Raw genomic sequence first — 23,241 nt, forward strand, 5'->3', positions numbered from 1 at the left:
AATTAAATAATCATACAAAGAGACTTGAAGAAGGACAAAAAGTACTAAATAATCATACAGAGAGACTTGAAGAAGGACAAAAGGAATTAAATAATCATACAAAAAGACTTGAAGAAGGACAAAAAGTACTAAATAATCATACAGAGAGACTTGAAGAAGGACAAAAAGTATTAATTACTGGGCAACATCTTTTAACGACTCGAATGGAAAATGTAGAAAGAAGTCAAGATGAATTAAAAGATTTGATTAAGCATACTACAACCTTAATGACAGAAAATTTCACCTACATTAGAAAGGACATGAAATATTGATTGCTATTCATGACAAAACCCTATCTTTTTTTAAGATAGGGTTTTATTTTGACGATAATATTGAGATGGGCTAAACCAACACATTACTTTTTCTGTGCTAACCATTCTGCAACAATCTTTGCTTCTTCTGGGGTAATAACCCCGCCGGGCATGGCACCTTTCCCATTATTAATAATATTTTCGATATCGTTTTGGGCATACTTTGAACCAATTTTATTTAAATTAGGACCTGCGCCACCTTTTAGATTTTCACCATGACAGGTCATACAAGCAGTACTTGCGATTTCTTCGGCTTTTTGAGCAGAGACTGTTTCTCCCTCTGTAGTTTCACCACCCGCTTTTGCTGTATGTTCGGTTCCTTCGTAATAAAAGAGTAAAAATACAAGAAGTCCCGCCAATAGAATATTGAGTCCAGTAGTAGCCCATAATTTTTTCATGTCAAATCCTCCATGGTTATTTATGAAATATCTCTAGAAGAGAAGACCAATTGAATGCGATTGTCCAGATGAGGCTGTTAAGGATTAAACCAGTAATAAGCATATCCCAGTTGTGTTTTTTATTTTCCCAGCAAGCAAGAATAATCGCTATTCCTATTGGTATCCCAATAAAGGGCAGCCAGGGAAAAGTCTCAAAGGTTTTGAATAAATAAATGGCTACACAAGCTGTTAACAAAATTGATAATAAAAGCTCGCTTAACATGGATATTTCTGTTTTTATATGACTGGTCATGATATTCCCTCCTGCCATAATCTTTTTACATCAAAGGCTTATACCGTACCCCTTTTTTTATTAAAATCAAGAACAAGTCCATCATCATGCTTGCTAAGGGGTTTCATCATGAAGGAATCGTTTGTTATCTTGGTTTTTAAAGTCATTATTGCTTTCATTTTCATTCGGATTACCGTCATTTCGAACAGGACGGAAATTAACATCATTTTCTTGATTTAAGGAATCTCTTTTTTCTGCAGTGTTACATCCTGTTAAAAAACCTATTGAAAGGAAAAAAAGTATGATTAGCTTCCATATGGTTCTCATATGATTACTCCTCGCATCATTTTGTTGGGAATATTTTTACTATGCACGTACTAGTATTTATTAGTCGAAAATTGATCATGTAAATATTTACAATAAAAAAACCATTTGCATTCCTACCGGAAAGTAAATGGTCTAATAATTAAAAAAAGGAAGGATTAGAATATATTAAGGATTTTTAAAATTACATATGGGAACAAGGTAAAAAAAACTAAAAAAGAAAAGTTATATAAGCTGAACTTTAGTAAATATTTTTTACCATCGGTTGGATAGGATTGGATATACAATTTATAGGAAATCACACTTGCCATCGAAGCAATAATGGTACCAAGTCCACCGATATTAACCCCCAATAATAAAGGTTTCCAATTGGTTGTGAATTCTGCCAAAAGGATAGAGGCAGGGACATTGCTGATAAATTGACTTATTAGAATCGAGTAGAAATAGACGGAATCAGCGTCCTTTAAACTTTCACTTACTATCGTATGCACGGTGTTAGTGTTCGAGATATTTCCTACAAAGATGAAAAAACAAATAAAAGTTAATAGCAGGAAATAATCAATATTTAACAATAGCTTACAATCTTTAATGGCAGCTGTCATTAAAGTAATGATTAACGCAGCCTGGTAAGGAATGACGCCGAAAATAGATGCAATGATAACGATTAAAACGATGCCCCAAACCATTGCACTCTTTGGATCGTTAAATCTGTACCGGAGAAATTTCTACCTTCAATTCCTTTTTAGCCAATCTGTGGATGAAGATATATATCGAAATGATACCAAGAACAGCGAGTAAAAGAACGGTCATGAAAAAGGGCTTCGGTGTTAGTCCATAAAATGAATATATAAACAGATTTTGCGGATTTCCCATGGGCGTTAGACTGCTGCCGATATTTGCAGCTATCGTTTGCAGGATTATCGTTTCCATCATGGGCATTTTCATTTTTCTGCTTATCACGAGGGTCAGGGGTACAAATGTAAGTAATGCCACATCGTTTGTAAGTATCATCGAGCTAAAAAAACATAACAGTATGAGAATCGCTGATACCGATTTACTATTATTGCATTTATTTAAAATTGAAATCGCGATTTTATCTAATACTTTTAGTTCCTCGAAAGCCTTGATAGCAAGCATTAGATTAAACAAACTAATCAATACGGGGAAATTTAGATACTCTAATTTAGGAGAATAAGATATACAGCTTCCAGCTGCTAGAACAAGAGAGATGGTAAAAACCATGTCCTTTTTTAGAAAGCTAAAATCAAGCTTCGTTCTTTTTTTATGTTGAACTAATACAGTTTCTTTCACAAGACACCACCGATAATCTATGTTTACTAGACTTATTTTACAACGTTAAGATTCTATCATGGTGAAAGCGATTTGGAAATAATAAATTACCTCATTTATTGTTTTTGTGGGAAATTTTGTATTACGCGTAAAAATGGTATATTATGCTACTGTAGTCAAAAAAACAAATGGTAATGGAGGAAATACAATGTATACAGCTATCTCTCATTTTATTAATGAATGGAATCAAGAAGCAGCTTCTACCCAAAAGGTATTGGATACCTTAACAGATGAGTCATTACAGCAAAGAGTTTCGCCGGAAGACCGCACATTAGGGGAAATTGCCTGGCATATTGTTGCGAGTACACCTGGTATGTTAATGGAGTTTGGTGTTACAGTAAAAAATTCATTAAACGAAGCTGATCTTCCATCCTCTGCTAGGGAAATAGCTGAGACCTTCCGGAGTGTAAGTGCAGAAACCAGTGAAGCTATAAGTGAACAGTGGAATGATCAATCGCTAAGTGAAACGAAAAATGTATTTGGAATGGATCTGCCAAGAGCTGTAATGCTTAATATGCTTAACAAGCATATCATTCATCACCGTGGACAGATGACCGTTCTTATGCGTCAAGCTGGATTAAAGGTACCGGGTGTGTATGGACCTTCACGAGAAGAATGGAGTCAAATGGGGATGGATGCAAACTCTTTATAGAGAAAAGAACTTTATATGTTAAAGCCGTTATACACAATTGTGTTTGCGGCTTTTCTTTTTAGGTAAATATTTAATTTTTACCAAAAAACATGCAATTTAGGGCTCGATATGATTACCTGCATTTTGACAAATTTCTCAGACTTTTGATGTATTTTGTAGAATAAAATCGAAATTTATTTATTTTGGATGTATAATAGATTCTTGTGTTGTTCTATTAAAAAGAAGGAGGTTGTATTTTGATGGAATGGACTTTACTCGGATTGTTTCTGCTCTCCGCATTATTGCTCGTATTTTCAATTGTTAAGTCAGTTCGTGATTCAAAAGTAGAAAAAAAGCAAATTGATTTAGTACACGTATCGATGATGAAAGAAATCAATAGTATTCAAGACTCAATCCGCGATATTGAGCTTGATATAGAAGTGGTAACAAAAGAAGCTGGGATTCAACTTTCTGCAGAAGAGAAGCTTTTTATGCGTGAAGTAATAGACTTATATAGACGTAACTACTCGATTGAAAGCATCGCTGAGAAAAAAGAAGTACCAGTAACTGAAATTGAACAGCTGCTAACACCTTACCTGAAAATAAAGGATGAAGGGGGACAAGTTGCCAATGCGAATTAATTTATTGAGCAGCTTTGCAGCAGGAATACTCCTAGCGACAACCATTTGTGGTGTTGTTTATCTTACAGATGATACCACTGTTGAAAAAGCAACAGCAAAATCTTCCGATAAAGTTCAGCTGACTGCGTCACAGATGAAGGAAAAACTTGAATCTGATGGATATGTCGTACAAACGAAGGAAGAACTTGAAAAGACTTTGCAAGCAGCAAAGAATACTGAAAAAAAGCCTGCTGATTCAAAAGAACAAGAAAAGGCTGTAACCCAAGTCGTAGTTAATGTTGCGGATGGGATGACCAGTATCGACGTCGCAAACGTACTATTTCAAGCAAAATTAATCCCGGACGCTTTCAAATTCACTCAGGATATTGAAGCTAGGGGGCTGCAAAACGCTTTACGACCAGGTTCATTTACAGTCAATAGCGAGATGTCATACGACCAAATCATTGGAACTATTTTTACAAATTAAATTTAGACAATCATTAAGCCGTTCTCAATTTGAGACGGCTTTTTTAATAGATAAATATACTAGTATATTCCAAAAATGCATCTGTATGATAAAATTATTCTATTAATAAGTCGAAGGAGCATAAAAATGGAAAAGCAATCCTACTTCTATCAATTTATTGAGCCAATATCCAAAGAACTGGCTCTAGTTGCAAGAGAACTAGAAAATAGTATTTTTTCGAGCCCAAGAACCATGCTGACACATGCTCGTGTCTTCGTGGAAAATATCTTGCAGCAGGTTATTCAAGTGGAGAAATTGCCTAATGATCCACGTGCTAATTTAAAGGATCAACTTGATATGCTTAGCGATAAAGGATATTTACTTAAAGAAATTCAAGATGCCCTGCATTTAATTAGGCAAAGTGGAAATCAAGCTGCCCATGATTCGCGAATGTTCCGTTTTTCTGAGGCCCTGTTATCCTGGGAGGCATTATACAAAATCGTTAAATGGTATGTAGAGGTTTATGGCCCAGTAGATATCACCGTTCCGGTTTATCAAGATCCATCACCTTTGATGGAAAAAAGATATGATATGTCTGAGCTGGAAATCAGACTTAAGTCACTCGAAGAGCTTCTTTCTAATTCTGTTCAAAAGCTAACCACTGAATCAGCACTTACAGAAACAGCGGTTAGTGTTGAAACCCATCCAGAAATAAACGAGGAAGTAAATCCAGGGTTCACTTCTATTCGAACACTAACGTTTAATGGCAGACAACTAGAGATTCCATACTTCCTGCGGGATGCTTTCTTACTTCCACAAAGATTTGAAAAGTCCGAAACGTTCCTAATTAGATTAGGAGCAGAGCAGCAAGCTCGGATTATGAGTGAGCTCCCAAGTAATCTGGCGGGACTTCACAAACATGTAAAACGCTATAGTGAAAAAAATGATGAAATACTGTTTGAAGAGTTAAGAACGTTAATTGAGGAAGAAAAAATTAGAAGGAAACTTTCGCTCGAACGGCCAGGGGAATTGTTTTTCTTTTATAAGGATGACCATATTGTCGTTACAGAGGAGCTATCAAAGGTTGTGCTGACATCTTCAGAATTCACAGGAATTCCGAGCTTATTAAGACAATTAAATGAGGATCAAATTGAATGTGTTGGACAGCTTCCAAAGGAGCTTGTAATTCTGGCAAAATACGAAAATGTTGGTATTGGAACTGTTGAAAAGCTTTTTGAACAGCTGAAGAAAAAAACTTATGAAAAAGCCGTCATAACAGAGATTGAGGACTCTAATAAAACAAGTTATAAAAAGTGGGAATCTTTGTATATTAATGTGAAGATTGGAAGAGGCAACACGGTTATTCGTGGTGAAAGTGTACCTGCGCTTTGGAAAGAAGGTTTAAATTGGATTGAGGATCACCACCTTCCTCTTCATCAACTGGTAGAAGAAGGTGTTATCCTTGGTGCTACGGATAATGGTAAACGCTTTGCAGTAGCGCTAGAACCTTTTCACAAGGATAAGAGGCCATTTACCCAAATGCATACCTATCAATCTAAACTCACCGAGACCACCTATTACCTTGAAACCAAAATTAATCCTAAGTCCGGACTTGAAACACTAGCAAAGCTGCTTACTCGTTTAGGAGTAGAAGTTAAGATTCCATTATTAGAAGAAAATTTATAATCATCGATAACACTGACATTCTAAAAAAGAGTGTCAGTGTTTTTTAATATTTCTAAAAATTGAGTATACCAATGAAACGATAAGAGTTATAATAAATTGGAATAAATTTAGAGTATCGAAATAAATTTAATAAGATATTCTAACTAAAAGGTGTGGAGAGAATGAAAAAAACAGTAGAAGATGTGAATATGAAATCCTTGTTCATCTTCTTTATTCCTTTAGGATTATCTGCAAGTCTTGTGACAATTTCCCATATTATTATCAATAGTACGTTAGTTAGAGCGGAAAATTCGGAATTTATTTTAGCCAGTTATGCGATTGCCATGAGCTTGTTTGTCATTACGGAACGGCTGGGAAATTTACTTCGGCAAACTTGTTCTTCATTAGTGAGAGATAAAGCTTCGTATAAATTAATGTCACATTTTGCCTTTTACCTAATAGTTTGTTTAATGCTGGTTGCAATTTCCGTTGCCTATACACCTGCTGGAGATTTTATTTTTGCAAAAATTTTCGGTGCTAAAGCGAATATGGTGGATGATATTAAGCGTATTTATCAAGTACTGATATTCGTTACGATCTTTTCTGCACTCCGTTGTTTAGCACAGGGAGTTATTATTTATAACCGGCAAACGAAGTGGTTAACAATAGGGATGGTCATTAGGCTTGCTGCCATGTATATGTTATCGTTATATTTCATTCACAGTGGGCATATTACAGGAACATCAGGTGCGATTATATTCTTAATAGGCATGATGATTGAATGTTTAATCAGCTTCATTGAAGCGAGGAGCCTGGTTCATAAAATGCCCGTGAAGCACGAGCTGTATATAGAATCTAAGAAAACTATATTAAAGTTTTATAGTCCACTAATGTTTTCTTCTGTTATTGTCGTAATGATTGGTCCTGCGATCAATATATCTTTAGGTAAAACCGTAAACATTGAGCTGGCGATTGCGAGTTACGCGATAGCCCTTAGTGTCACTCAGTTGATATTAAGCTTCTTTACCTATATCCATCAAATTGTTATTAATTTTTATGGAAACCATAATGCCATTGTAAAAAAGTTTTTACTCGTGATGGGTTTTGTCCCTTTTATTTTAGTGGGGATTTTATCCTTTACCCCGCTGGGAGGTCTATTTTTGGAGCATGTGATTGGGGTAAACGGCAGGCTGTTGGATGCAAGTTTACAAGTACTCAAAGTTACGATGTTGATGGCACTTGTGTTTCCATTTATAGATTTTTTTAATGGTTTATTAATGGTATATAAACGAACAAAGGTAACGATCTTTTCTCAGTCTGCCAATTTTGTTGTTACATTGATAGCGTTAATCATTGGTGTGAATTTTGCTGCACAGTGGAATGGCACCATTGGAGCAATGGGGCTTTCATTTGGATTTTTAGCTGAGTTAATCGTCTTAGGCGTTTTTGTCCATGCCATAGAACGTAAAGAAGGTAAGGCTAGCATGTTTCAGATAAGAGGATTATTGAAAGTTGGAAAAAAATCATAAAGTCATAAAGCCGCCAAATTTTTGGTGGTTTTGTTTTATTAACCTATTATTTTTTTGAAGTGTGATTATGTCTAATTCAATGAGGAGTTCTTTACATAGTATAGTAGGAATTCATTATTGGTGGTGACAAAATTTGCTTACGATATACCAGCCTGAAAAAGTTAACATAAATGGAAATGTACGCTTGCAGGCAAAGTTTGAAGTTTCCGGATTAGAAGATGTACTTTGGTATGAGAGTGATGAGAAATTCGGACACTTTTTTGTAACGGAACAGGTAGACGCCTTTTTAGTCGGGCTGCTTTGGCTGGGGCTTAGAAAAGGGGAAAATATTAAGGTTAATGGACCATTATCTGCAAAATTGTTTTATAGTTTAAACCATCATCTAATCCCACTCATTGCCCAAATCTATAAGTACAAGCAGATTAAAGTGCTCTGTGACCAACTTGTTTCAACACCTTTGCCTAATGAGGGTGCAGTTGGTACCGGGTTATCATGTGGCATAGATTCATTGAGTACAGTCTTTGAACACCAAGGGGCGGACATTCCGGAACAATATAAAATTACCCATTTTACCTTTTTTAATACGGGCTCAAACGAAATGATGGGAAGTAAGGAGTGGCAAGCGAAAATCTTCTCGGAAAGGGCGGAGTGGTCAAAAGCGTGCGCTAAAGAGTTGGGGAAGGAACTAATTGTTGTAAACAGTAATATTAATGATGTTTTAAAGATGAGCTTCGTAAGAACGCATACGCTCCGAAATATCTCAGCGCTGCTGGCAATGCAGAAGCTTTTTCATGTCTACTACTACTCTTCAGGCTTTCAAACACTGAATGCTAAATTCAGTCAGGATTCTGCCTCCTATGATGTGATAAGTCTGCCCTTATTGTCAACAGAAAGTGTGACCTTTTATTCGGCAGGAAGTAATTATAGCCGGGTGCAAAAGACACAAATCGTTTCGGAATTTGACCTCTCGTACAAGTATTTAAATGTTTGTCTCTTTAAAATTAAGAATTGCGGACGATGTCTGAAATGTAAAAGAACCCTATTGACCTTGGATGTCCTTGGTGCTATGGAAAAATATAAAGATATCTTTAATTTAAAAGCATTTAACAGAATAAAAGACTCGTATGTAAAAGAGGTTATAGAGTCGAGAAGAAGGAATATCTGGTATAGAGAAATATATACGGAAATGGAGAAGAGAAACTACCTTGATAATGGGTCATGAGGCCATTAATTTAGATAGGCTGAGAGTTTGGGCTTCATGGACGCTTTATGAGGCTCATTTTGTATGGAAGGCTGAGAGTTTGGGCTCCATAAACGCTTCATGAGTCTCATTTTTAACGAAAGGCTGAGAGTTTGGGCGTCATGAACGCTTTATGAGGCTCATCTTTAGCGAAAGGTTGCGAGTTTGGGTGTCATGAACGCTTCATGAGTCTCATTTATAACGAAAGGCTGAGAGTTTGGGCGTCATGAACGCTTCATGAGTCTCATTTATAACAAAAGGCTGAGAGTTTGGTTTGGGCTTCATGGGCCAGTATTTTCGGTACGATACAAAAAACAGACCTCATGCACACTTCATGAGGTCTATTTTCTCTATCTGACTAATTATTTTGTTAAATGATCTACGATTTCCCTAATGTGGTATGAAGGAATTGCAACTCCAACTATTTCTTTCGATTCTGTTTGGGGATTTTGCAAAGTGGCAAATATCACTCCAACGACTTCTCCATTTTGATTCAGTATGGGACTGCCGCTGTTCCCCTTATAAATAGGTGCTTCAATCATCATAACCGGCACATCCCAGTCTGTTAAAAGAGCTTTTCCGATGATTGTACCTTGATTGGCTATTTGGGTAAAAGCTAACGGATTTCCGATAAAGATGATTTCCTCGCCAACCCGCTTTTCCCAATCATGTTCTAATGCAAGTGGAAGAAAAGGGATGTTTTCGGCATCAATTTCTACAATTGCAACATCTATTTCAGGATGTTTCGCAATTACCTTGCCAACATAGGACCCGTCAGATTTAAAATGGACATTTACTCTGTTTGTATGTTCTACAACATGTTCATTGGTGACAATTAATCCATTAGGAGAGACCGTAAAGCCCGTTCCTTTCACTCCATCCCATTCAATTGTTACCACAGATTTTTTGAATTCTTTTACTTCAGGCTGCTTTGATAATGTATTTGACACTTTAACAAAGTTGATCGCTGGGAGGTTGAAAATGTTAATCCACACTTCTAAACCGCTTATCAAAAGCGCGAACACGAGGAGTGAACTAACAATTTTAACGAAGAACTTTTTTCGCTTTTTCTTTTGTAGCTTTTCTTTTTCCCATTCCTGCTTATCTTCCGGATTAAAAAAAGTCTCCCAGTCGATTTCGTCTTCTGAATGTTGTTTTGGACCGATATTTTCGTTATCCACGTTTATCCCTCATTACACATTTTCTATATCTCTATTATATCGAAAAACGAATCATTATTAATCAATCAAAATTTCATGATAAATTTTAATAAAAAGGTGAGAGGACTTACAAGATGGAAATTAATAAAGTATCGATTATCGGATTAGGAGCATTAGGGATATTATTTGGGAACCATTTTGCTAAGAGAATGCCAACGGAAGATGTAAGAATTATTGCCGACACTAAGCGTATTGATAAATATAAAAAAGAACATGTCTATTGTAATGGTAACCCTTGTAACTTCCACTATGTAAGTTCTGAAGAACCCTGTGAACCAGCAGATTTACTGATATTCACTGTAAAATATGAAGGATTACATGATGCTGTCCAAGCTGTTCACCGTCACGTAGGAAAGGATACGATTATCCTATCCGCGCTAAATGGGATTACGAGTGAGGGGATTATTGGACAAGTTTATGGGTTTGATAAGATTCTTTATACTGTGGCCCAAGGGATGGATGCGGTAAAAGTAGGAAATAAACTTACATACGACCATTTGGGAATGCTTTGCTTTGGCGATCAAAAGCCTGGAATGATTTCTGACAAAGTTAAGACTGTTGCTGCTTTTTTTGATAAAATTGATTTTCCCTATGAGATAGACACTGATATGAATAAGCGGCTATGGGGAAAATTCATGTTGAATGTTGGAGTCAATCAAACTGTTGCTGTTTATAAAAGCAATTATGGTGAAGTTCAGCGGGATGGCGAAGCGAGGGAAACCATGATTGCTGCGATGAGAGAGGTAATTAGCTTATCTGAATACGAGAGAGCTAATCTAACAGAGGCAGACCTGAACTATTGGTTAAGCGTATTAGCCACCTTAAGCCCAGAAGGGAAACCTTCCATGGCGCAGGATTTGGAAGCGCGGCGTTATAGTGAGGTGGCTTTGTTTGCAGGAGCAGTATTGGAAATGGGTACAAGGCATCAAGTCCCAACCCCTATAAATAAAAAACTATATGATATCATTAAATCCATAGAAAGTACTTATTGAAAACATACTTTGAAATAGTAATCGATTATGTTAAACTAAACCTAACTTATTAGAAATGGAGGTTTTTCCTTTGACAGCGTCTATGAGACTACGAATCCCTGCTTTGAACTGTTAATTGAATAGGTTCAAGGACTTTGCGTTTGCAAAGTAACGGGAGTGGTCTGTCTATTTTTAGGGAAACCTTTATTTTACGGTGTTGTAAAACAAGAGGGGACGATTCTGCCCTCTTTTTTGCTGTCTTTTTTTAGATGTAATTTTAGTTTCTATAAAAATGTCCTTGACCACATATAAAACAAAAAATAATTTATAGGACGTGAATTCTATGGAAACACCTAAGCATGAAATGAATCATTGGAAACGAAATACGATTCTCTTTTTGGGGAGTCAAACCATATCGCTTTTTGGATCAGCCTTGGTTCAGTATGCAATTATGTGGTATATCACCTTGAACACTCAATCGGGTGTCATGATGACGATCTCCATCATATGCGGCTTTGTACCAACCTTTTTTCTTTCGCCATTTGCAGGAGTATGGGCCGATCGCTACAACCGAAAAATACTGATTATCCTATCAGATTCTTTGATAGCCATTTCAACATTAATACTGGCTATCTTGTTTTTTATGGGGTATGAGGCACTTTGGTTGTTATTCCTTATGTCAGCTATCAGGGCAATTGGAACAGGCATTCAAGGACCAGCGGTTGGAGCTATTCTTCCACAGCTTGTTCCAGCGGATAAACTGACGAAGGTGAACGGAACAAATGGAAGTATCCAAGCATTAATTATGCTTGTTGCACCGATGGTCAGCGCAGCACTGTTGACAATGGCTACGATGGAAGCTATTTTCTTTATTGATGTCATCACTGCCGCAATCGCCGTTTGTATCTTGCTGATATTTTTAAAAATACCTGTTCATGCAAAAGCTGCAGAAAAGCAAACAACCAGCTATTTAACTGACTTGAAACAGGGATTTACCTATATTCAAAACCATGATTTTGTTAAAAAGTTTTTTGTGTTTTTTGCATTTTTCTTTGTATTAGCTGCACCGGTGGCATTCCTAACTCCGCTGCAGGTTACACGCAGTTTCGGTGATGATGTCTGGAGGTTAACTGCCATCGAAATTACCTTTTCAGTCGGTATGATGCTAGGTGGCGGGTTTATGGCATCATGGGGTGGATTTAAAAACAAGATTCATACCATGACACTTGCTGCACTCATTATGGGAGCCTGTACCTTCGCACTTGGGATTGTCCCTAATTTTTGGGTATATATCGTTTTCATGGGAATCGTTGGTATTGCAATGCCGATTTTTAACACCCCATCCACAGTTCTCTTACAAGAAAAAGTGGAAGGAGATTATTTAGGAAGAGTTTTTGGTGTTCTAGGAATGATTTCAACCTCTATGATGCCGCTGGGAATGCTCATATTCGGACCAATCGCGGACATTATTGATATAGAATGGCTGCTGATAGGGACTGGGATACTAATGTTTATTCAAGGATTCTTCTTAGTTGGAAGTAAGGTTCTCCTTAAAGCAGGTGAACCAGTTGTAAAAGAAAGTACCAATTAAATAGTACGATATACAAAAAAACCGTTCTCTGACCAGGGAGAACGGCTTTTTTGGGTTATTGTTATTTAGATTTACGGGATTTTGAAAAAGCAAATATCAATACACTCTTAATGATACTTGGCTTCATTAATGATGTTATAGGTCGAACTAAATTCATCACTTTAACAAACGAGTCGTAAATTTCTTGATTATCAGATGATAGAAGAAAAATGTTTTTTGCATACCATTGCTGTACAGAAAGTCCAAATGGCTTTTTCCCTTTTGTGGCAGGATATCGGAAATCTTCTGTAATAACCATATTCCAAATAGGGCCAATGATATTCGCAGCCTTTTTGTGAAATGCGTATGGCACTTTATGTAGTTCACCATTATGTTTTTGCAACAGTTTTTGTAGTGCAAGAGACTCTAATATAGAAATACTCATTCCTTGGCCAAATACGGGATCAATTCTGCAGAGCGTATCACCTATCAGTATTATTCCATTCGGTAAACTTTCTAATTTATCAAATCGCCGCCAAACAATCTGGGGAATACGATAGATGGATGTTTTGGTAAGAGGAGTACCATTTTCTATTTCTTGATGTATATCTAATTTTGGAAGTTTCTTTGCTAGTTCAACAAAGCCAGTATCATTTTTTAAAACCTCTATATCATTAATAGAATTATGGTATCCCATCAATGTGACTATATAACGATTTCCCTCTACCTTTGAGATGGTTCCGCCCATTTTTTCATGTGGCGGGTTAGGATACACCATCTTAATCTTCCAGTCTCTATCTTGATCAGATAGTTTATATTGTTTACTAATATAACTCAGATTGATTTCCATTATTTCATCAGGGACCAGAGTTCCTCGTTTTTTTAACCAACTTGAAGTTAGACTGCTAACTCCACTGGCATCAACCACTAAATCAGCTTGCATTGATCCTTCTTTTAGTTGTACACCGATGATTTGATCTTCTGCTGCATTATACAGTAAATTCTCAACAACTTGATTGTACTTAAATACAACATTAGGAATTCTATTAATAAATTGTTCGATATGCCATTCTAAATGCGGACGTGTCTGTAATGTGGTGCTGTATCCGCCGTCATAACGAACCTTCCATTCACCATGGTGAAACCATGCGAGTTCAATGGTGGAGTTGATGTTTTCAGCCCCGCCACTATAAAAATTCTCTGTTATTCCAGGAAATAATTTTTCAAGACCATATTCACCTGCATGGAGTAGGGCATGTAAATGTTCGCCTTGAGGTGCACCTTTTCTCGGCAAAGGTCCTGCTGGTTCATGGTCCCGCTCAAGTATGACCACTTCCTTATAATGATCTGATAATACTCTTGCTGCTAACTTTCCTGAAATACCTCCACCTATAACGATTGCTTTATTCTTAAAAGACACGAATGTACCCACCTGCCATAAAATTATAATAAAAAGAACAATAGAAAAAGCAACCCCAAAGGGTTACTTAGGTTTACGCGCCTAGTTTTTCTGAAATGTATGATGAGTTGGTTTCATCCCAGTGAAAAATACCTTCTTGGAGTTGTATAGTTGTATCGAAAGGACGTGGAATCGGTGAACTGCCAAGCTGCTCCTTTAATTGTTCTCTTAATTGTAGAAGTTCATTTCTCGAGGCAATTCGAATCACTTGTTTTAAGGAAACCTCATTTAGACTAATATTTTTACTATTACAGACGCTATCCTGAAAAGGCTTGTTAAACTGGATCATCATTTGTAAATCATTTAGGCAGGCAACTCCGAAAACATCTTTTATGATGTCATCATATTTAAGTTGATAGCCAGTTGCAAATTTAATAATATTCTTTTCGGGATTTTCTAAAATATAAATTGTATCAATTTGATTTTTCATTTATTAGCACCCTTTTGCTCTAAACAGCAGTCTAATCCCTTACACCACTGCGTTAGTTGATTAAAACATTATTATTTTATTATAACACAGATTCGAAATTTTGGTGCAAGGGACAACCTGTATGTGACATTTGTCATACTCTGCATATGACACCTGGTACTTACTGTAATGATTTTATTTCCCTATACTTGATTTAACGACACAAACCGAAGGGAATTAAAAAAATGTCAGTACAACAAAATACGAAGAATTTACGAAAACAAGTTGCTCCTTTTGAAAAATCAACAACCAAAGAAAGTGTATGGCAAATCATAAACACGGTTGGACCGTTTATCCTATTATGGTTTCTTGCTTATCAAAGTTTAGCTGTTTCTTATTGGTTAGCATTAGTACCAATTATACTTGCAGCAGGATTTCTAGTACGAATTTTCATCATATTTCACGATTGTACCCATCATTCATTTTTTAAAAACAGAAGTGCAAATCGTGCAGTGGGTACTGCAATGGGCGTTTTAACATTATTCCCGTTTGACCAGTGGGGACACGAACATTCCGTCCATCATGCAACGAGTGGTAACTTGGATAAGCGTGGTACAGGGGATATTTGGACACTGACAGTTGATGAATATTTGGCAGCACCGCTTAAATTACGTATAGCGTATCGTTTTTATCGCAATCCTCTTGTTATGTTTGGATTAGGACCTATCTATGTATTTATGCTTAAGAATCGTTTCAATAGAAAAGGTGCGCGTAAGAAGGAAAAAATGAACACATATTTAACAAATGTAATTCTTGTTGCTTTGGTAGCATTGTTTTGCTTGACCATTGGCTGGCAGTCATTTCTACTAATTCAAGGAACCATTTTCATGATCTCAGGTTCAGCAGGTATTTGGCTGTTTTATGTGCAGCATACTTTTGAGGATTCTTACTTTGAAGAAGATAAAGATTGGGAATATGTGAAAGCAGCTGTAGAAGGAAGTTCTTTTTATAAACTTCCAAAACTTCTGCAATTTTTAACAGGTAATATTGGCTTCCACCATGTTCACCATTTAAGCCCAAGGGTTCCGAATTATAAACTGGAAGAGGCTCATAAAGAGACCACTCCTTTACAAAATGTTCCAACTATTTCACTTGCAACCAGCTTAAAGTCCCTTCGTTTCCGTTTATGGGATGAAAAAGCTAAGAACTTCGTTGCTTTTAAGGACGTTAAAGCGTTAGCTAAAAAACGTATTTCAGTTCAAGCAAAACCAGAAGTTTAAGATCACACGAACATGGCTGACTCTCCTTGTCGAAAAGGAGGGTCTCTGCATGACTAGCAGCTGCCTCGATAAGGAGAGATAAAAATGATTCAAGTTGTAATTGCAGAAGATCAGGAGCTGCTTTTAGAGGCCATGGGGAATCTGCTTAATTTAGAAGATGATATCGAAGTTGTTGGTACTGCAGTCAATGGGGAAGAGGCCATCATGCTTGTAGACCAATTACAGCCGGACGTCTGCATCATGGATATAGAAATGCCTGAAAAGAGTGGACTAGAGGCGGCAGAGTCTTTGCAGCTGACTGACTGTAAAGTAATTATTCTCACTACCTTTGCCAGACCTGGATATTTTCAACGTGCATTGAGAGCGGATGTAAGTGGATATCTCCTCAAAGACAATCCGAGTGAGGAGTTAGCTTTTTCTATTCGGAGCATCATGGATGGAAAGAAAATATATTCTGAAGAACTCATGGACGAAGACATGAGTGAAGCTGATTCACTTTCGCAAACCTCCTCTGAAAGTATCAATAAAGGAAGAGTTAAAAATTATCTATCATCTATAATGGATAAAATAAAGTTGCCGACAGGCTGAAAAAGCATCCACACAACGGATGCTTTTTGTGTTTTTATCAGGGAATGGTATGATTTTTATAGTAGTTCTTTAAAGGAAGGCAGGTAAAAAGATGAATACAAAAATACAAAAAATCACAACGAATTTATGGTTTGATCAACAAGCTGAGGAAGCCGCAAAGTTTTATACTTCTATATTTAAGGATTCTAAAATGGAAAGGATTACACGATACGGAGCTGAGAGGCATGAAATAAATGGTATCTCCGAAGGTGCTGTCATGACTGTAGAATTTGAGTTGGAAGGACAGAGATTCGTGGCTTTAAACGGTGGTCCGCAATACCAATTCACTCCGGCCATTTCTTTTATTGTCCATTGTGAAACACAGGATGAAATAGATTATTATTGGGATAAACTATCAGAAGGCGGAGACGAAAAGGCACAGGTATGTGGCTGGCTTAAAGATAAATACAATATTTCCTGGCAGATTATTCCGGTAAACTTAACACAAATGGTAAGTGACCCTAACCCGGATCATTCAGAACGGGTAATGAAAGCCATGCTCCAAATGAAAAAAATGGATATCAGAGCATTAGAGCAAGCCTGCGAAGGGTAAATTAATAAACATCGAACCACATAGGTTCAGTGTCCTGTGGGTCTCCATTATAATTGATTAAAATTTCATCGCCGGTTTTTATATCGGTATAAGCAAAGATGTCGATGGTCTGGTTTTTTAAATTGAGTTTATATAGGGCATTTGGGGTGAAGGAATGGTTAAACAGGGAACCATAACCTAACGCTAACGCACACTCCTCGTAATCCTCACCCCACCAGAACACATATTCAATCATGATGGTTTTTTTCAAATACTTATACTCATCCTTAGGGGAAACAATCACGGGTGCCTCGTGGATAAGTTCGCCTTTCTTGATGTCTTGGGTTGCAAATATCCCTCTGCCATACTTTGATTTCTTCACTTCAAACATAAAGTTATCACCACCATTTTTGAATAAGTAAATTTAGTATTAATCTATGATAGAATGGGGAAATTTGTTTTAGGTAATCTATTTGGGAGGTAACGAAATGAGTGAAACACCAGAGATTAATCATAAAACATACTGTGCCAATGAGTATGATGTATTGAAGCGTGTGATTCTTTGTGCTCCACAATATATGACCATTCGTGAAGTCATCAATGAAACACAAAAGGAATTTGAGGATGAAGGAATACATATCAAAACAGCACTCGCACAACATCGTGAATTCGTCAGGACCCTAGAAGCACATGGGGTCGAGGTAATTTTATTACCTTATCATAAAAAATACCCGGAACAGGTATTTACTAGAGATATTGGCTTTACACTAGGGCAAACCATTTTTGTTGCGAAGATGGCACATGATGTTCGTATTGGGGAAGAAGATGTATTAAAACGATGGTTAGAGGATGAAGAAATGTCTTATTATAGTTTGGCTGAGGATAGGATTGAAGGTGGAGATGTAGTCATTGATGGAAAAACCATTTATGTTGGTCTAAGTAACCGAACCCATCCAGAAGCAGTTGAACATTTGCAAGGTTTGCTTAATCAGTACGAAGTAAAACCTATCCCATTTAAGGCGAAATATCTCCATTTGGATTGTGTTTTTAATGTCATATCATCGGATGCAGCCCTGATTTATCCGCCAGCACTGACCAAGGAAGACATAGCCCTTTTTTCCTCGCGCTATGAATTAATTGAAGTAACAGAGGAAGAACAATTTACATTAGGAACAAATGTATTAAATATCGGCAACAAGAAAATTTTAAGCTTGCCTGTAAATAAACAAGTAAACAGACAGCTGCGTAACAGAGGTTTTGAAGTGATTGAAGTGGACATAACAGAAATTATTAAATCAGGCGGATCCTTCCGTTGCTGTACACTTCCTATATTGAGAGGATAAGAAAAAGGCTGCCCGAGTAATCGGACAGCCTCCCTTTTTGAAATCATTAGGTTATTGACCTTGTTGATTTCGTAAGGCTTGTTCAGCGTAGGCGACAAGACGTTTTGTCATTTCGCCTCCAACGGAACCGTTTGCTCGTGCGGTCGTATCAGCACCAAGTTGAACTCCAAACTCGCTGGCGATTTCTTCTTTCATTTGATTCAGGACGTTTTCTGAACCAGGAACCACTAGTTTGTTTCTAGCCATGATACATCACTCCCGACGAAGTTTTTTTGAGCAATGTAGAATTGCTCGTATATAATTTGCCCTCTTTTAATATCCTGATTCGTTTATGCTAATTAGCGTAATAATTCTGCGTATAATAAGGCTGTGATTTTTCATTAAAAGCGACACCAACCCCTAAGTACTCATAATCCTGACGTAAAATATTTTCCCGATGTCCCAGCGAATTCATTAAACCTTCATGAGCAAAAATACTGCTTAACTGCCCATATGCTAGATTCTCTCCTGCTGTGTGGAAGGCAACTTTATCCTCTTTCATGCGATCAAAAGGTGACTGGCCTTCCAAATTCTTGTGGTCAAAATAATCATTCACCGCCATATCTGAACTATGGTCTCGAGCGGTTTCTCTCACGTGGTCATCCCACGTTAATATAGGGAGCTGATGATTGACACGAGCAGCATTGGTGATATCAAACATTTGATATTCGAAGCCCTCTTTTAGAGTGGGTGTGGCTTCTGTGTAAAAATCCTTCTTGCTTTCTTCTAATGCTTTACTAATGATTTGAATACCCGTTACAGAGTTATTCTCGTGTTTATCATAAAAAATAGTCACATACGCATCATCCAGTAAAAATAGATCATTGTCATTATTCTCTTGTAACTGATAAATGACCATTCCCTTTTGGATTTTCGTAATCGGTTCGCCGAGAATGCTTCGAACATTGTCTTTTGAGGTACTGCCAATTTTTATTCCATTGGTAGAAGCTAATAAATCTTGATTCGTATATAAACCGGCAGCTTTGTTATCTTCATCGTACATCACCATGAAAAAGTCATGATAGTTCTCATGGTAAGCATGCCAGCTTATACCATATTCATTAGCTGAAATCCGCTTTGCTGCTCCTAAGTTATGTTCTATATCGTTTTTATCGTTTCCAAGCTCGACATTATGAATGGAAAAGGTTTGTTCTGTTGGTGGTGTTAACTCCACTTTTTCCTTTGGCACATCATTGGATTTTTCTTGAGTCTGCTGCATTTCATCTAGTTGAAAGCCAAGCTGTTTTAATATTTGCCCGATATCCTCATATAAGACGCTAATCGTTTCTGGTACTTCGAGATTTTCTTTTAGTGACGACACGAAATCAGCTTGAATCGCGGAATTATCCAGCTGTTTTACAATAAAAGGCCAAGAGATATATATCAAGAATAAAATAGCAATTAATCTTAGAAAACGAAACATATTTTTCCTCCAATTCTATTAGGAGTATTGCCAATTTCGCTTAACTGTAAAATAAATTAGCACTGAAATCAAGATAAATTTTCGTTCTTCTAATTATATTTTCGATAAAAGGAAAATATCTGGGTTATTTGATTCCGGGTTAAATGAAAAATATCTAAGATATCTGCTTTGTGGCAAAATTGAAATGTCAGGCACTAAAATAGATGCCTGACATTGCTCATACCGTAATTATATTTCAAGGATAATTGGTAAAATCATCGGCTTTCTCTTTGTATGCTTGAACAAATACTGTCCGACTGATTTTTTAATGTTTTGTTTCATAACATTCCACTGGCGAATATTGTCTGCTTCCAATTCAAGAATAACTTTCTTAACAAGGCGGTTGATTTCTCTTATGAGATCCTCTGATTCCCTTACATAAACAAATCCACGTGTAATGGTATCAGGACCTTGGATAATTTTTCGGTCGGATTTACTAATGGTTAATACGACAACCAGCATACCATCTTCCGAGAGCTGCCTGCGGTCACGTAAGACAATTTCCCCGACATCCCCAACGCTAATGCCATCTACATAGGTGTCACCAGCTGGAATATTTCTTGTCTGCCGAGCAACTGAGTTTTGTATATCAACTACATCTCCATTTTTGATAATAAAGGTATTCCCTTTTTCAATACCAACCGATTCTGCTAACTGCTTGTGATGATGAAGCATTCTATATTCTCCATGGATCGGAATAAAGTAGGTTGGCTTCATGAGCGTGAGCATGAGTTTTAAGTCTTCCTGGTACCCGTGACCAGAAACATGCATACCGGTTGAACTGCCGGAACCATAAATGACTTTCGCCCCAAGTTGAAATAAGTTGTCAATAATACGGGAAACATCCTTTTCATTTCCCGGGATAGGTGATGCTGCTAAAATAACGGTGTCACCAGGATAAATCGTGGCATCGCGATAATTCCCTGTTGATAAGCGGGCAAGAGCCGCATTAGGTTCTCCCTGACTTCCAGTACACAGAATTACGACTTTATCCGGAGGAAACTGTTCGATTTCATTTGCAGAGATGAGCATTCCTTCTGGAACATTTAAATACCCGCGTTCAAGTGCAACATCAACCACGTTCACCATACTGCGACCAAGTAATGCAAGCTTTCGATTTGTCTTTATAGCTGCTTCAACGACTTGTTGAACGCGGTTAACGTTTGATGCAAAAGTGGAGAGAATGATCTTTCCCTCTGCCTTCATAAAAGCCTCCACTAAATGTTCAGCGACCATTTTCTCAGAGGGAGATAAACCTTTCCGCTCAGCATTGGTACTTTCAGAAATTAATGCAATTACTCCTTGTTGACCTATTTGAGCCATTTTATGAATATCGCTATATTGATCATTTGAGGGTGTTAAATCGAATTTAAAGTCACCGGTATGAACAACATTTCCTTCAGGTGTATGAAAAACAATGCCAAGACAATCAGGAATACTATGACTCACTTTGAAAAAGGAACAACTAATTTCTCCAAACTCTAGAATGGACTCTGATTGTATGGGTACTAACTCAGTATCACGAAGAAGGCGATGCTCTTCTAACTTTAATTCAATCAGACCTAAGGTAAAACGGGTAGCATATATAGGTACATTTAATCTTTTTAGAAAGAAAGGAATTCCACCGATGTGATCCTCATGACCATGTGTCACAATCATTGCACGGATCCTATCTTGATTTTCCTCTAAATAAGACATATCAGGGATAATCAGGTCAATTCCCATTAAACTTTCGTCAGGAAATTTACCACCGCAATCAATGACCAAGATATCGTCTCCATATTCAATGACATACATATTCTTACCAATTTCATTGATTCCGCCTAAAGCGAAAAAGGATAACTGTTTCGTTTGCACGTTTTATTCCTCCTGAAAACATTAGATGAATTTAGTATTCCCCTGAAAAAGGTGAGTATGTTAAAGGCAGGAATTTTAGGTTCGAAAAACATTTCGAAATTTTTAAAAAAATGTATTGATTTTTGAGAAAATAACATTTATGATTTGATTTATAGTAATCCTATATAGATAGTCGGAATTAGAGTATTGGGAACATTACAAAGTAAGAAGGAGGGATTTAGTTGACGATAAAAGGGCGTCTGGATCAACAAGTGATGGAGAAAATAGCTAGTTTATTGGAAGGCTTGGAGTTTGGCACGGTACAAATAACCGTTCATGATTCACAAATTACGCAAATTGATCGCTTAGAAAAGCATCGCCTCCCTTTACAAAGTAAATCGAGTGTAACGTCACTCACAAAAAAAACCAAAAGCAGGCCAGAAAAATGAATAATTGCCGATCGGACACCCGAAGGCCCTTTAGTATCTTTACATGTGTGCTATGTACACGTATTGACTAATGGGGCTTTTTTTATTGGAAAAAGCCTACAAAAATATAGAGGAGTCATTAAAATGATAAAAAAAACATGGTTAACGCTATTTTCCTTAACATTACTATTATGGGCGGCCGGGTGCTCGAATCAGAGTGCAACAAGTGAGAGTGAGACACAATCAGCTGGAACACAAGAAACAGAAAAAAAAGATATTGAGCTATTAAATGTATCGTATGATCCTACAAGAGAATTTTATGAAGAATTTAACAAAAGCTTTGCAGCCTATTGGGAAAAAGAAAAAGGACAAAAAGTGACCATTAACCAATCACATGGAGGTTCTGGTAAACAGGCACGTTCTGTTATTGATGGTCTTGAAGCGGATATTGTGACGTTGGCATTAGCCTATGACATTGATGTAATTGCTGAAGCGGGAAAGCTGCCGGAGAAATGGCAAGAAGAACTAGATAACAACAGCTCACCTTACACATCAACGATTGTATTTCTTGTTAGAAAAGGCAACCCAAAGCTATTAAAGACTGGGATGATCTCGTGAAATCAGATGTTTCCGTAATCACTCCAAATCCTAAAACCTCAGGGGGTGCGAGATGGAATTACCTTGCAGCCTGGGGATATGCCTTAGAACAAAATAACGGGGACGAAGCAAAGGCAAAAGAGTTTGTAACCAAACTGTTTAAAAATGTACCTGTTCTAGATTCCGGTGCACGCGGCTCGACAACAACATTTGTTGAAAGAGGAATTGGGGATGTACTAATTGCATGGGAAAATGAAGCATTCTTAGCCTTGAATGAGTTAGGTAAGGATGAATTTGAAATTGTCGTTCCTTCCATCAGTATTCTTGCAGAACCTCCTGTTACAGTTGTCGATGAAAATGCTAAAAAACATGAAACAGAAGAAGTGGCGAAAGCATATTTAGATTATCTGTACACAGACGAAGGGCAGGAAATTGCAGCTAAAAACTATTACCGCCCACGTTCTGAAGAGGCAGCCAAAAAGTACGCCAAACAGTTCCCTGAAATTAGACTATTTACCATCGATGAAGTTTTTGATGGATGGAAAAATGCGCAAAAGACACATTTTGATGATGGTGGAGTTTTTGATGAGATATACAAACCGTAAAGTTAAAGGAGAGTTTCAA

General features: G+C 37.1%; 23 protein-coding genes and 3 pseudogenes. 15 read left to right on the forward strand and 11 right to left on the reverse strand.

Annotation, left to right across the window (positions count from 1 at the left end):
* A pseudogene (locus H0184_RS19945) lies at window positions 1-311 on the forward strand (hypothetical protein); the annotation flags it as partial.
* 83 nt (window positions 312-394) lie between these two features.
* On the opposite strand, the gene H0184_RS19950 reads toward H0184_RS19945, so the two are convergent.
* The 4 genes and pseudogenes from H0184_RS19950 to H0184_RS19965 all read right to left on the reverse strand — a co-directional run bounded on the left by H0184_RS19950 (window position 395) and on the right by H0184_RS19965 (window position 2,654).
* Entirely contained in the window at window positions 395-748 is a 354-nt protein-coding gene (locus H0184_RS19950) for a c-type cytochrome (RefSeq protein WP_221827791.1), read from the reverse strand.
* A 16-nt stretch (window positions 749-764) separates the two neighbouring features.
* Window positions 765-1,040, reverse strand: a complete 276-nt coding sequence (locus H0184_RS19955; protein WP_221827792.1) for a hypothetical protein — start codon at window positions 1,038-1,040, stop codon at window positions 765-767.
* Between the two features lie 93 nt (window positions 1,041-1,133).
* On the reverse strand, window positions 1,134-1,346 hold the full coding sequence (locus tag H0184_RS19960) for a hypothetical protein (protein ID WP_221827793.1): 213 nt from the start codon (window positions 1,344-1,346) through the stop codon (window positions 1,134-1,136).
* A 155-nt stretch (window positions 1,347-1,501) separates the two neighbouring features.
* A pseudogene (locus H0184_RS19965) lies at window positions 1,502-2,654 on the reverse strand (SLC13 family permease).
* A gap of 187 nt (window positions 2,655-2,841) precedes the next feature.
* Between H0184_RS19965 and H0184_RS19970 the strand changes: the two are divergent.
* The 6 genes from H0184_RS19970 to H0184_RS19995 all read left to right on the forward strand — a co-directional run bounded on the left by H0184_RS19970 (window position 2,842) and on the right by H0184_RS19995 (window position 8,826).
* On the forward strand, window positions 2,842-3,345 hold the full coding sequence (locus H0184_RS19970; protein WP_221827794.1) for a DinB family protein: 504 nt from the start codon (window positions 2,842-2,844) through the stop codon (window positions 3,343-3,345).
* 239 nt (window positions 3,346-3,584) lie between these two features.
* The gene (locus H0184_RS19975) at window positions 3,585-3,965 is read left to right on the forward strand and encodes a hypothetical protein (RefSeq protein WP_221827923.1); all 381 of its coding nucleotides are present in this window, start codon (window positions 3,585-3,587) and stop codon (window positions 3,963-3,965) included.
* Window positions 3,955-4,431 carry an endolytic transglycosylase MltG gene (locus H0184_RS19980; RefSeq protein WP_221827795.1) on the forward strand — a complete coding sequence of 159 codons (477 nt, stop codon included), beginning with the start codon at window positions 3,955-3,957 and terminating at the stop codon, window positions 4,429-4,431. Before H0184_RS19975 ends, H0184_RS19980 begins: the two co-directional genes overlap by 11 nt.
* A 126-nt stretch (window positions 4,432-4,557) precedes the next feature.
* The gene (locus H0184_RS19985) at window positions 4,558-6,096 is read left to right on the forward strand and encodes a DUF4145 domain-containing protein (protein WP_260631691.1); all 1,539 of its coding nucleotides are present in this window, start codon (window positions 4,558-4,560) and stop codon (window positions 6,094-6,096) included.
* A 161-nt stretch (window positions 6,097-6,257) separates the two neighbouring features.
* Window positions 6,258-7,604 carry a multi antimicrobial extrusion protein MatE gene (locus H0184_RS19990; protein WP_260631692.1) on the forward strand — a complete coding sequence of 449 codons (1,347 nt, stop codon included), beginning with the start codon at window positions 6,258-6,260 and terminating at the stop codon, window positions 7,602-7,604.
* Window positions 7,605-7,737: 133 nt separating this feature from the next.
* Window positions 7,738-8,826 (forward strand): hypothetical protein, encoded by a 1,089-nt coding sequence (locus H0184_RS19995; protein ID WP_221827796.1) that lies wholly within the window; start codon window positions 7,738-7,740, stop codon window positions 8,824-8,826.
* Between the two features lie 380 nt (window positions 8,827-9,206).
* Here H0184_RS19995 and H0184_RS20000 read toward each other — a convergent pair whose 3' ends face one another.
* Entirely contained in the window at window positions 9,207-10,025 is an 819-nt protein-coding gene (locus H0184_RS20000; protein ID WP_313771802.1) for a S1C family serine protease, read from the reverse strand.
* Between the two features lie 113 nt (window positions 10,026-10,138).
* On the opposite strand from H0184_RS20000, the gene H0184_RS20005 reads away from it, so the two are divergent.
* A complete protein-coding gene (locus tag H0184_RS20005; protein ID WP_221827797.1) occupies window positions 10,139-11,056 on the forward strand; it encodes a ketopantoate reductase family protein in 918 nt (305 codons plus the stop codon).
* A 343-nt stretch (window positions 11,057-11,399) separates the two neighbouring features.
* Complete coding sequence (locus H0184_RS20010) at window positions 11,400-12,626, forward strand: MFS transporter (protein WP_221827927.1); 1,227 nt, start codon at window positions 11,400-11,402, stop codon at window positions 12,624-12,626.
* Between the two features lie 61 nt (window positions 12,627-12,687).
* Here H0184_RS20010 and H0184_RS20015 read toward each other — a convergent pair whose 3' ends face one another.
* Window positions 12,688-14,025 carry an FAD-dependent oxidoreductase gene (locus H0184_RS20015; RefSeq protein WP_221827798.1) on the reverse strand — a complete coding sequence of 446 codons (1,338 nt, stop codon included), beginning with the start codon at window positions 14,023-14,025 and terminating at the stop codon, window positions 12,688-12,690.
* A 73-nt stretch (window positions 14,026-14,098) separates the two neighbouring features.
* Entirely contained in the window at window positions 14,099-14,494 is a 396-nt protein-coding gene (locus H0184_RS20020; protein WP_221827799.1) for a hypothetical protein, read from the reverse strand.
* A gap of 224 nt (window positions 14,495-14,718) precedes the next feature.
* On the opposite strand from H0184_RS20020, the gene desA reads away from it, so the two are divergent.
* From desA to H0184_RS20035, 3 genes are all read left to right on the forward strand, one after another.
* Window positions 14,719-15,753 (forward strand): Delta(5) desaturase DesA, encoded by a 1,035-nt coding sequence (gene desA, locus H0184_RS20025; RefSeq protein WP_221827800.1) that lies wholly within the window; start codon window positions 14,719-14,721, stop codon window positions 15,751-15,753.
* An 84-nt stretch (window positions 15,754-15,837) separates the two neighbouring features.
* The gene (locus tag H0184_RS20030) at window positions 15,838-16,341 is read left to right on the forward strand and encodes a response regulator (protein WP_221827801.1); all 504 of its coding nucleotides are present in this window, start codon (window positions 15,838-15,840) and stop codon (window positions 16,339-16,341) included.
* Window positions 16,342-16,432: 91 nt separating this feature from the next.
* A complete protein-coding gene (locus H0184_RS20035) occupies window positions 16,433-16,933 on the forward strand; it encodes a VOC family protein (protein ID WP_221827802.1) in 501 nt (166 codons plus the stop codon).
* A 1-nt stretch (window position 16,934) separates the two neighbouring features.
* On the opposite strand, the gene H0184_RS20040 is transcribed toward H0184_RS20035, so the two are convergent.
* Window positions 16,935-17,303, reverse strand: coding sequence for an SET domain-containing protein (locus H0184_RS20040; RefSeq protein WP_221827803.1), 369 nt, complete (start codon window positions 17,301-17,303; stop codon window positions 16,935-16,937).
* Between the two features lie 97 nt (window positions 17,304-17,400).
* Between H0184_RS20040 and H0184_RS20045 the strand changes: the two genes are divergently transcribed.
* The gene (locus H0184_RS20045; protein ID WP_221827804.1) at window positions 17,401-18,255 is read left to right on the forward strand and encodes a dimethylarginine dimethylaminohydrolase family protein; all 855 of its coding nucleotides are present in this window, start codon (window positions 17,401-17,403) and stop codon (window positions 18,253-18,255) included.
* Window positions 18,256-18,306: 51 nt separating this feature from the next.
* Here H0184_RS20045 and H0184_RS20050 read toward each other — a convergent pair whose 3' ends face one another.
* The 3 genes from H0184_RS20050 to H0184_RS20060 all read right to left on the reverse strand — a co-directional run bounded on the left by H0184_RS20050 (window position 18,307) and on the right by H0184_RS20060 (window position 21,553).
* Window positions 18,307-18,501 (reverse strand): alpha/beta-type small acid-soluble spore protein, encoded by a 195-nt coding sequence (locus H0184_RS20050; protein ID WP_221827805.1) that lies wholly within the window; start codon window positions 18,499-18,501, stop codon window positions 18,307-18,309.
* Window positions 18,502-18,589: 88 nt separating this feature from the next.
* Window positions 18,590-19,717 (reverse strand): CAP domain-containing protein, encoded by a 1,128-nt coding sequence (locus H0184_RS20055; protein ID WP_221827806.1) that lies wholly within the window; start codon window positions 19,715-19,717, stop codon window positions 18,590-18,592.
* A gap of 228 nt (window positions 19,718-19,945) precedes the next feature.
* Window positions 19,946-21,553, reverse strand: coding sequence for a ribonuclease J (locus tag H0184_RS20060; RefSeq protein WP_221827929.1), 1,608 nt, complete (start codon window positions 21,551-21,553; stop codon window positions 19,946-19,948).
* 281 nt (window positions 21,554-21,834) lie between these two features.
* Here H0184_RS20060 and H0184_RS20065 point away from each other — a divergent pair, with 281 nt between their 5' ends.
* Together H0184_RS20065 and H0184_RS20070 are read left to right on the forward strand one after the other, a co-directional pair.
* Window positions 21,835-22,041: a YezD family protein gene (locus H0184_RS20065; RefSeq protein WP_396953610.1), complete on the forward strand. Its 207-nt coding sequence runs from the start codon at window positions 21,835-21,837 to the stop codon at window positions 22,039-22,041.
* Window positions 22,042-22,164: 123 nt separating this feature from the next.
* A pseudogene (locus tag H0184_RS20070) lies at window positions 22,165-23,222 on the forward strand (sulfate ABC transporter substrate-binding protein).
* Window positions 23,223-23,241 lie beyond the last annotated feature (19 nt).

Source organism: Neobacillus niacini, assembly GCF_019749295.1.
GTDB classification, from domain to species: Bacteria; Bacillota; Bacilli; order Bacillales; family Cytobacillaceae; genus Neobacillus; species Neobacillus niacini_D.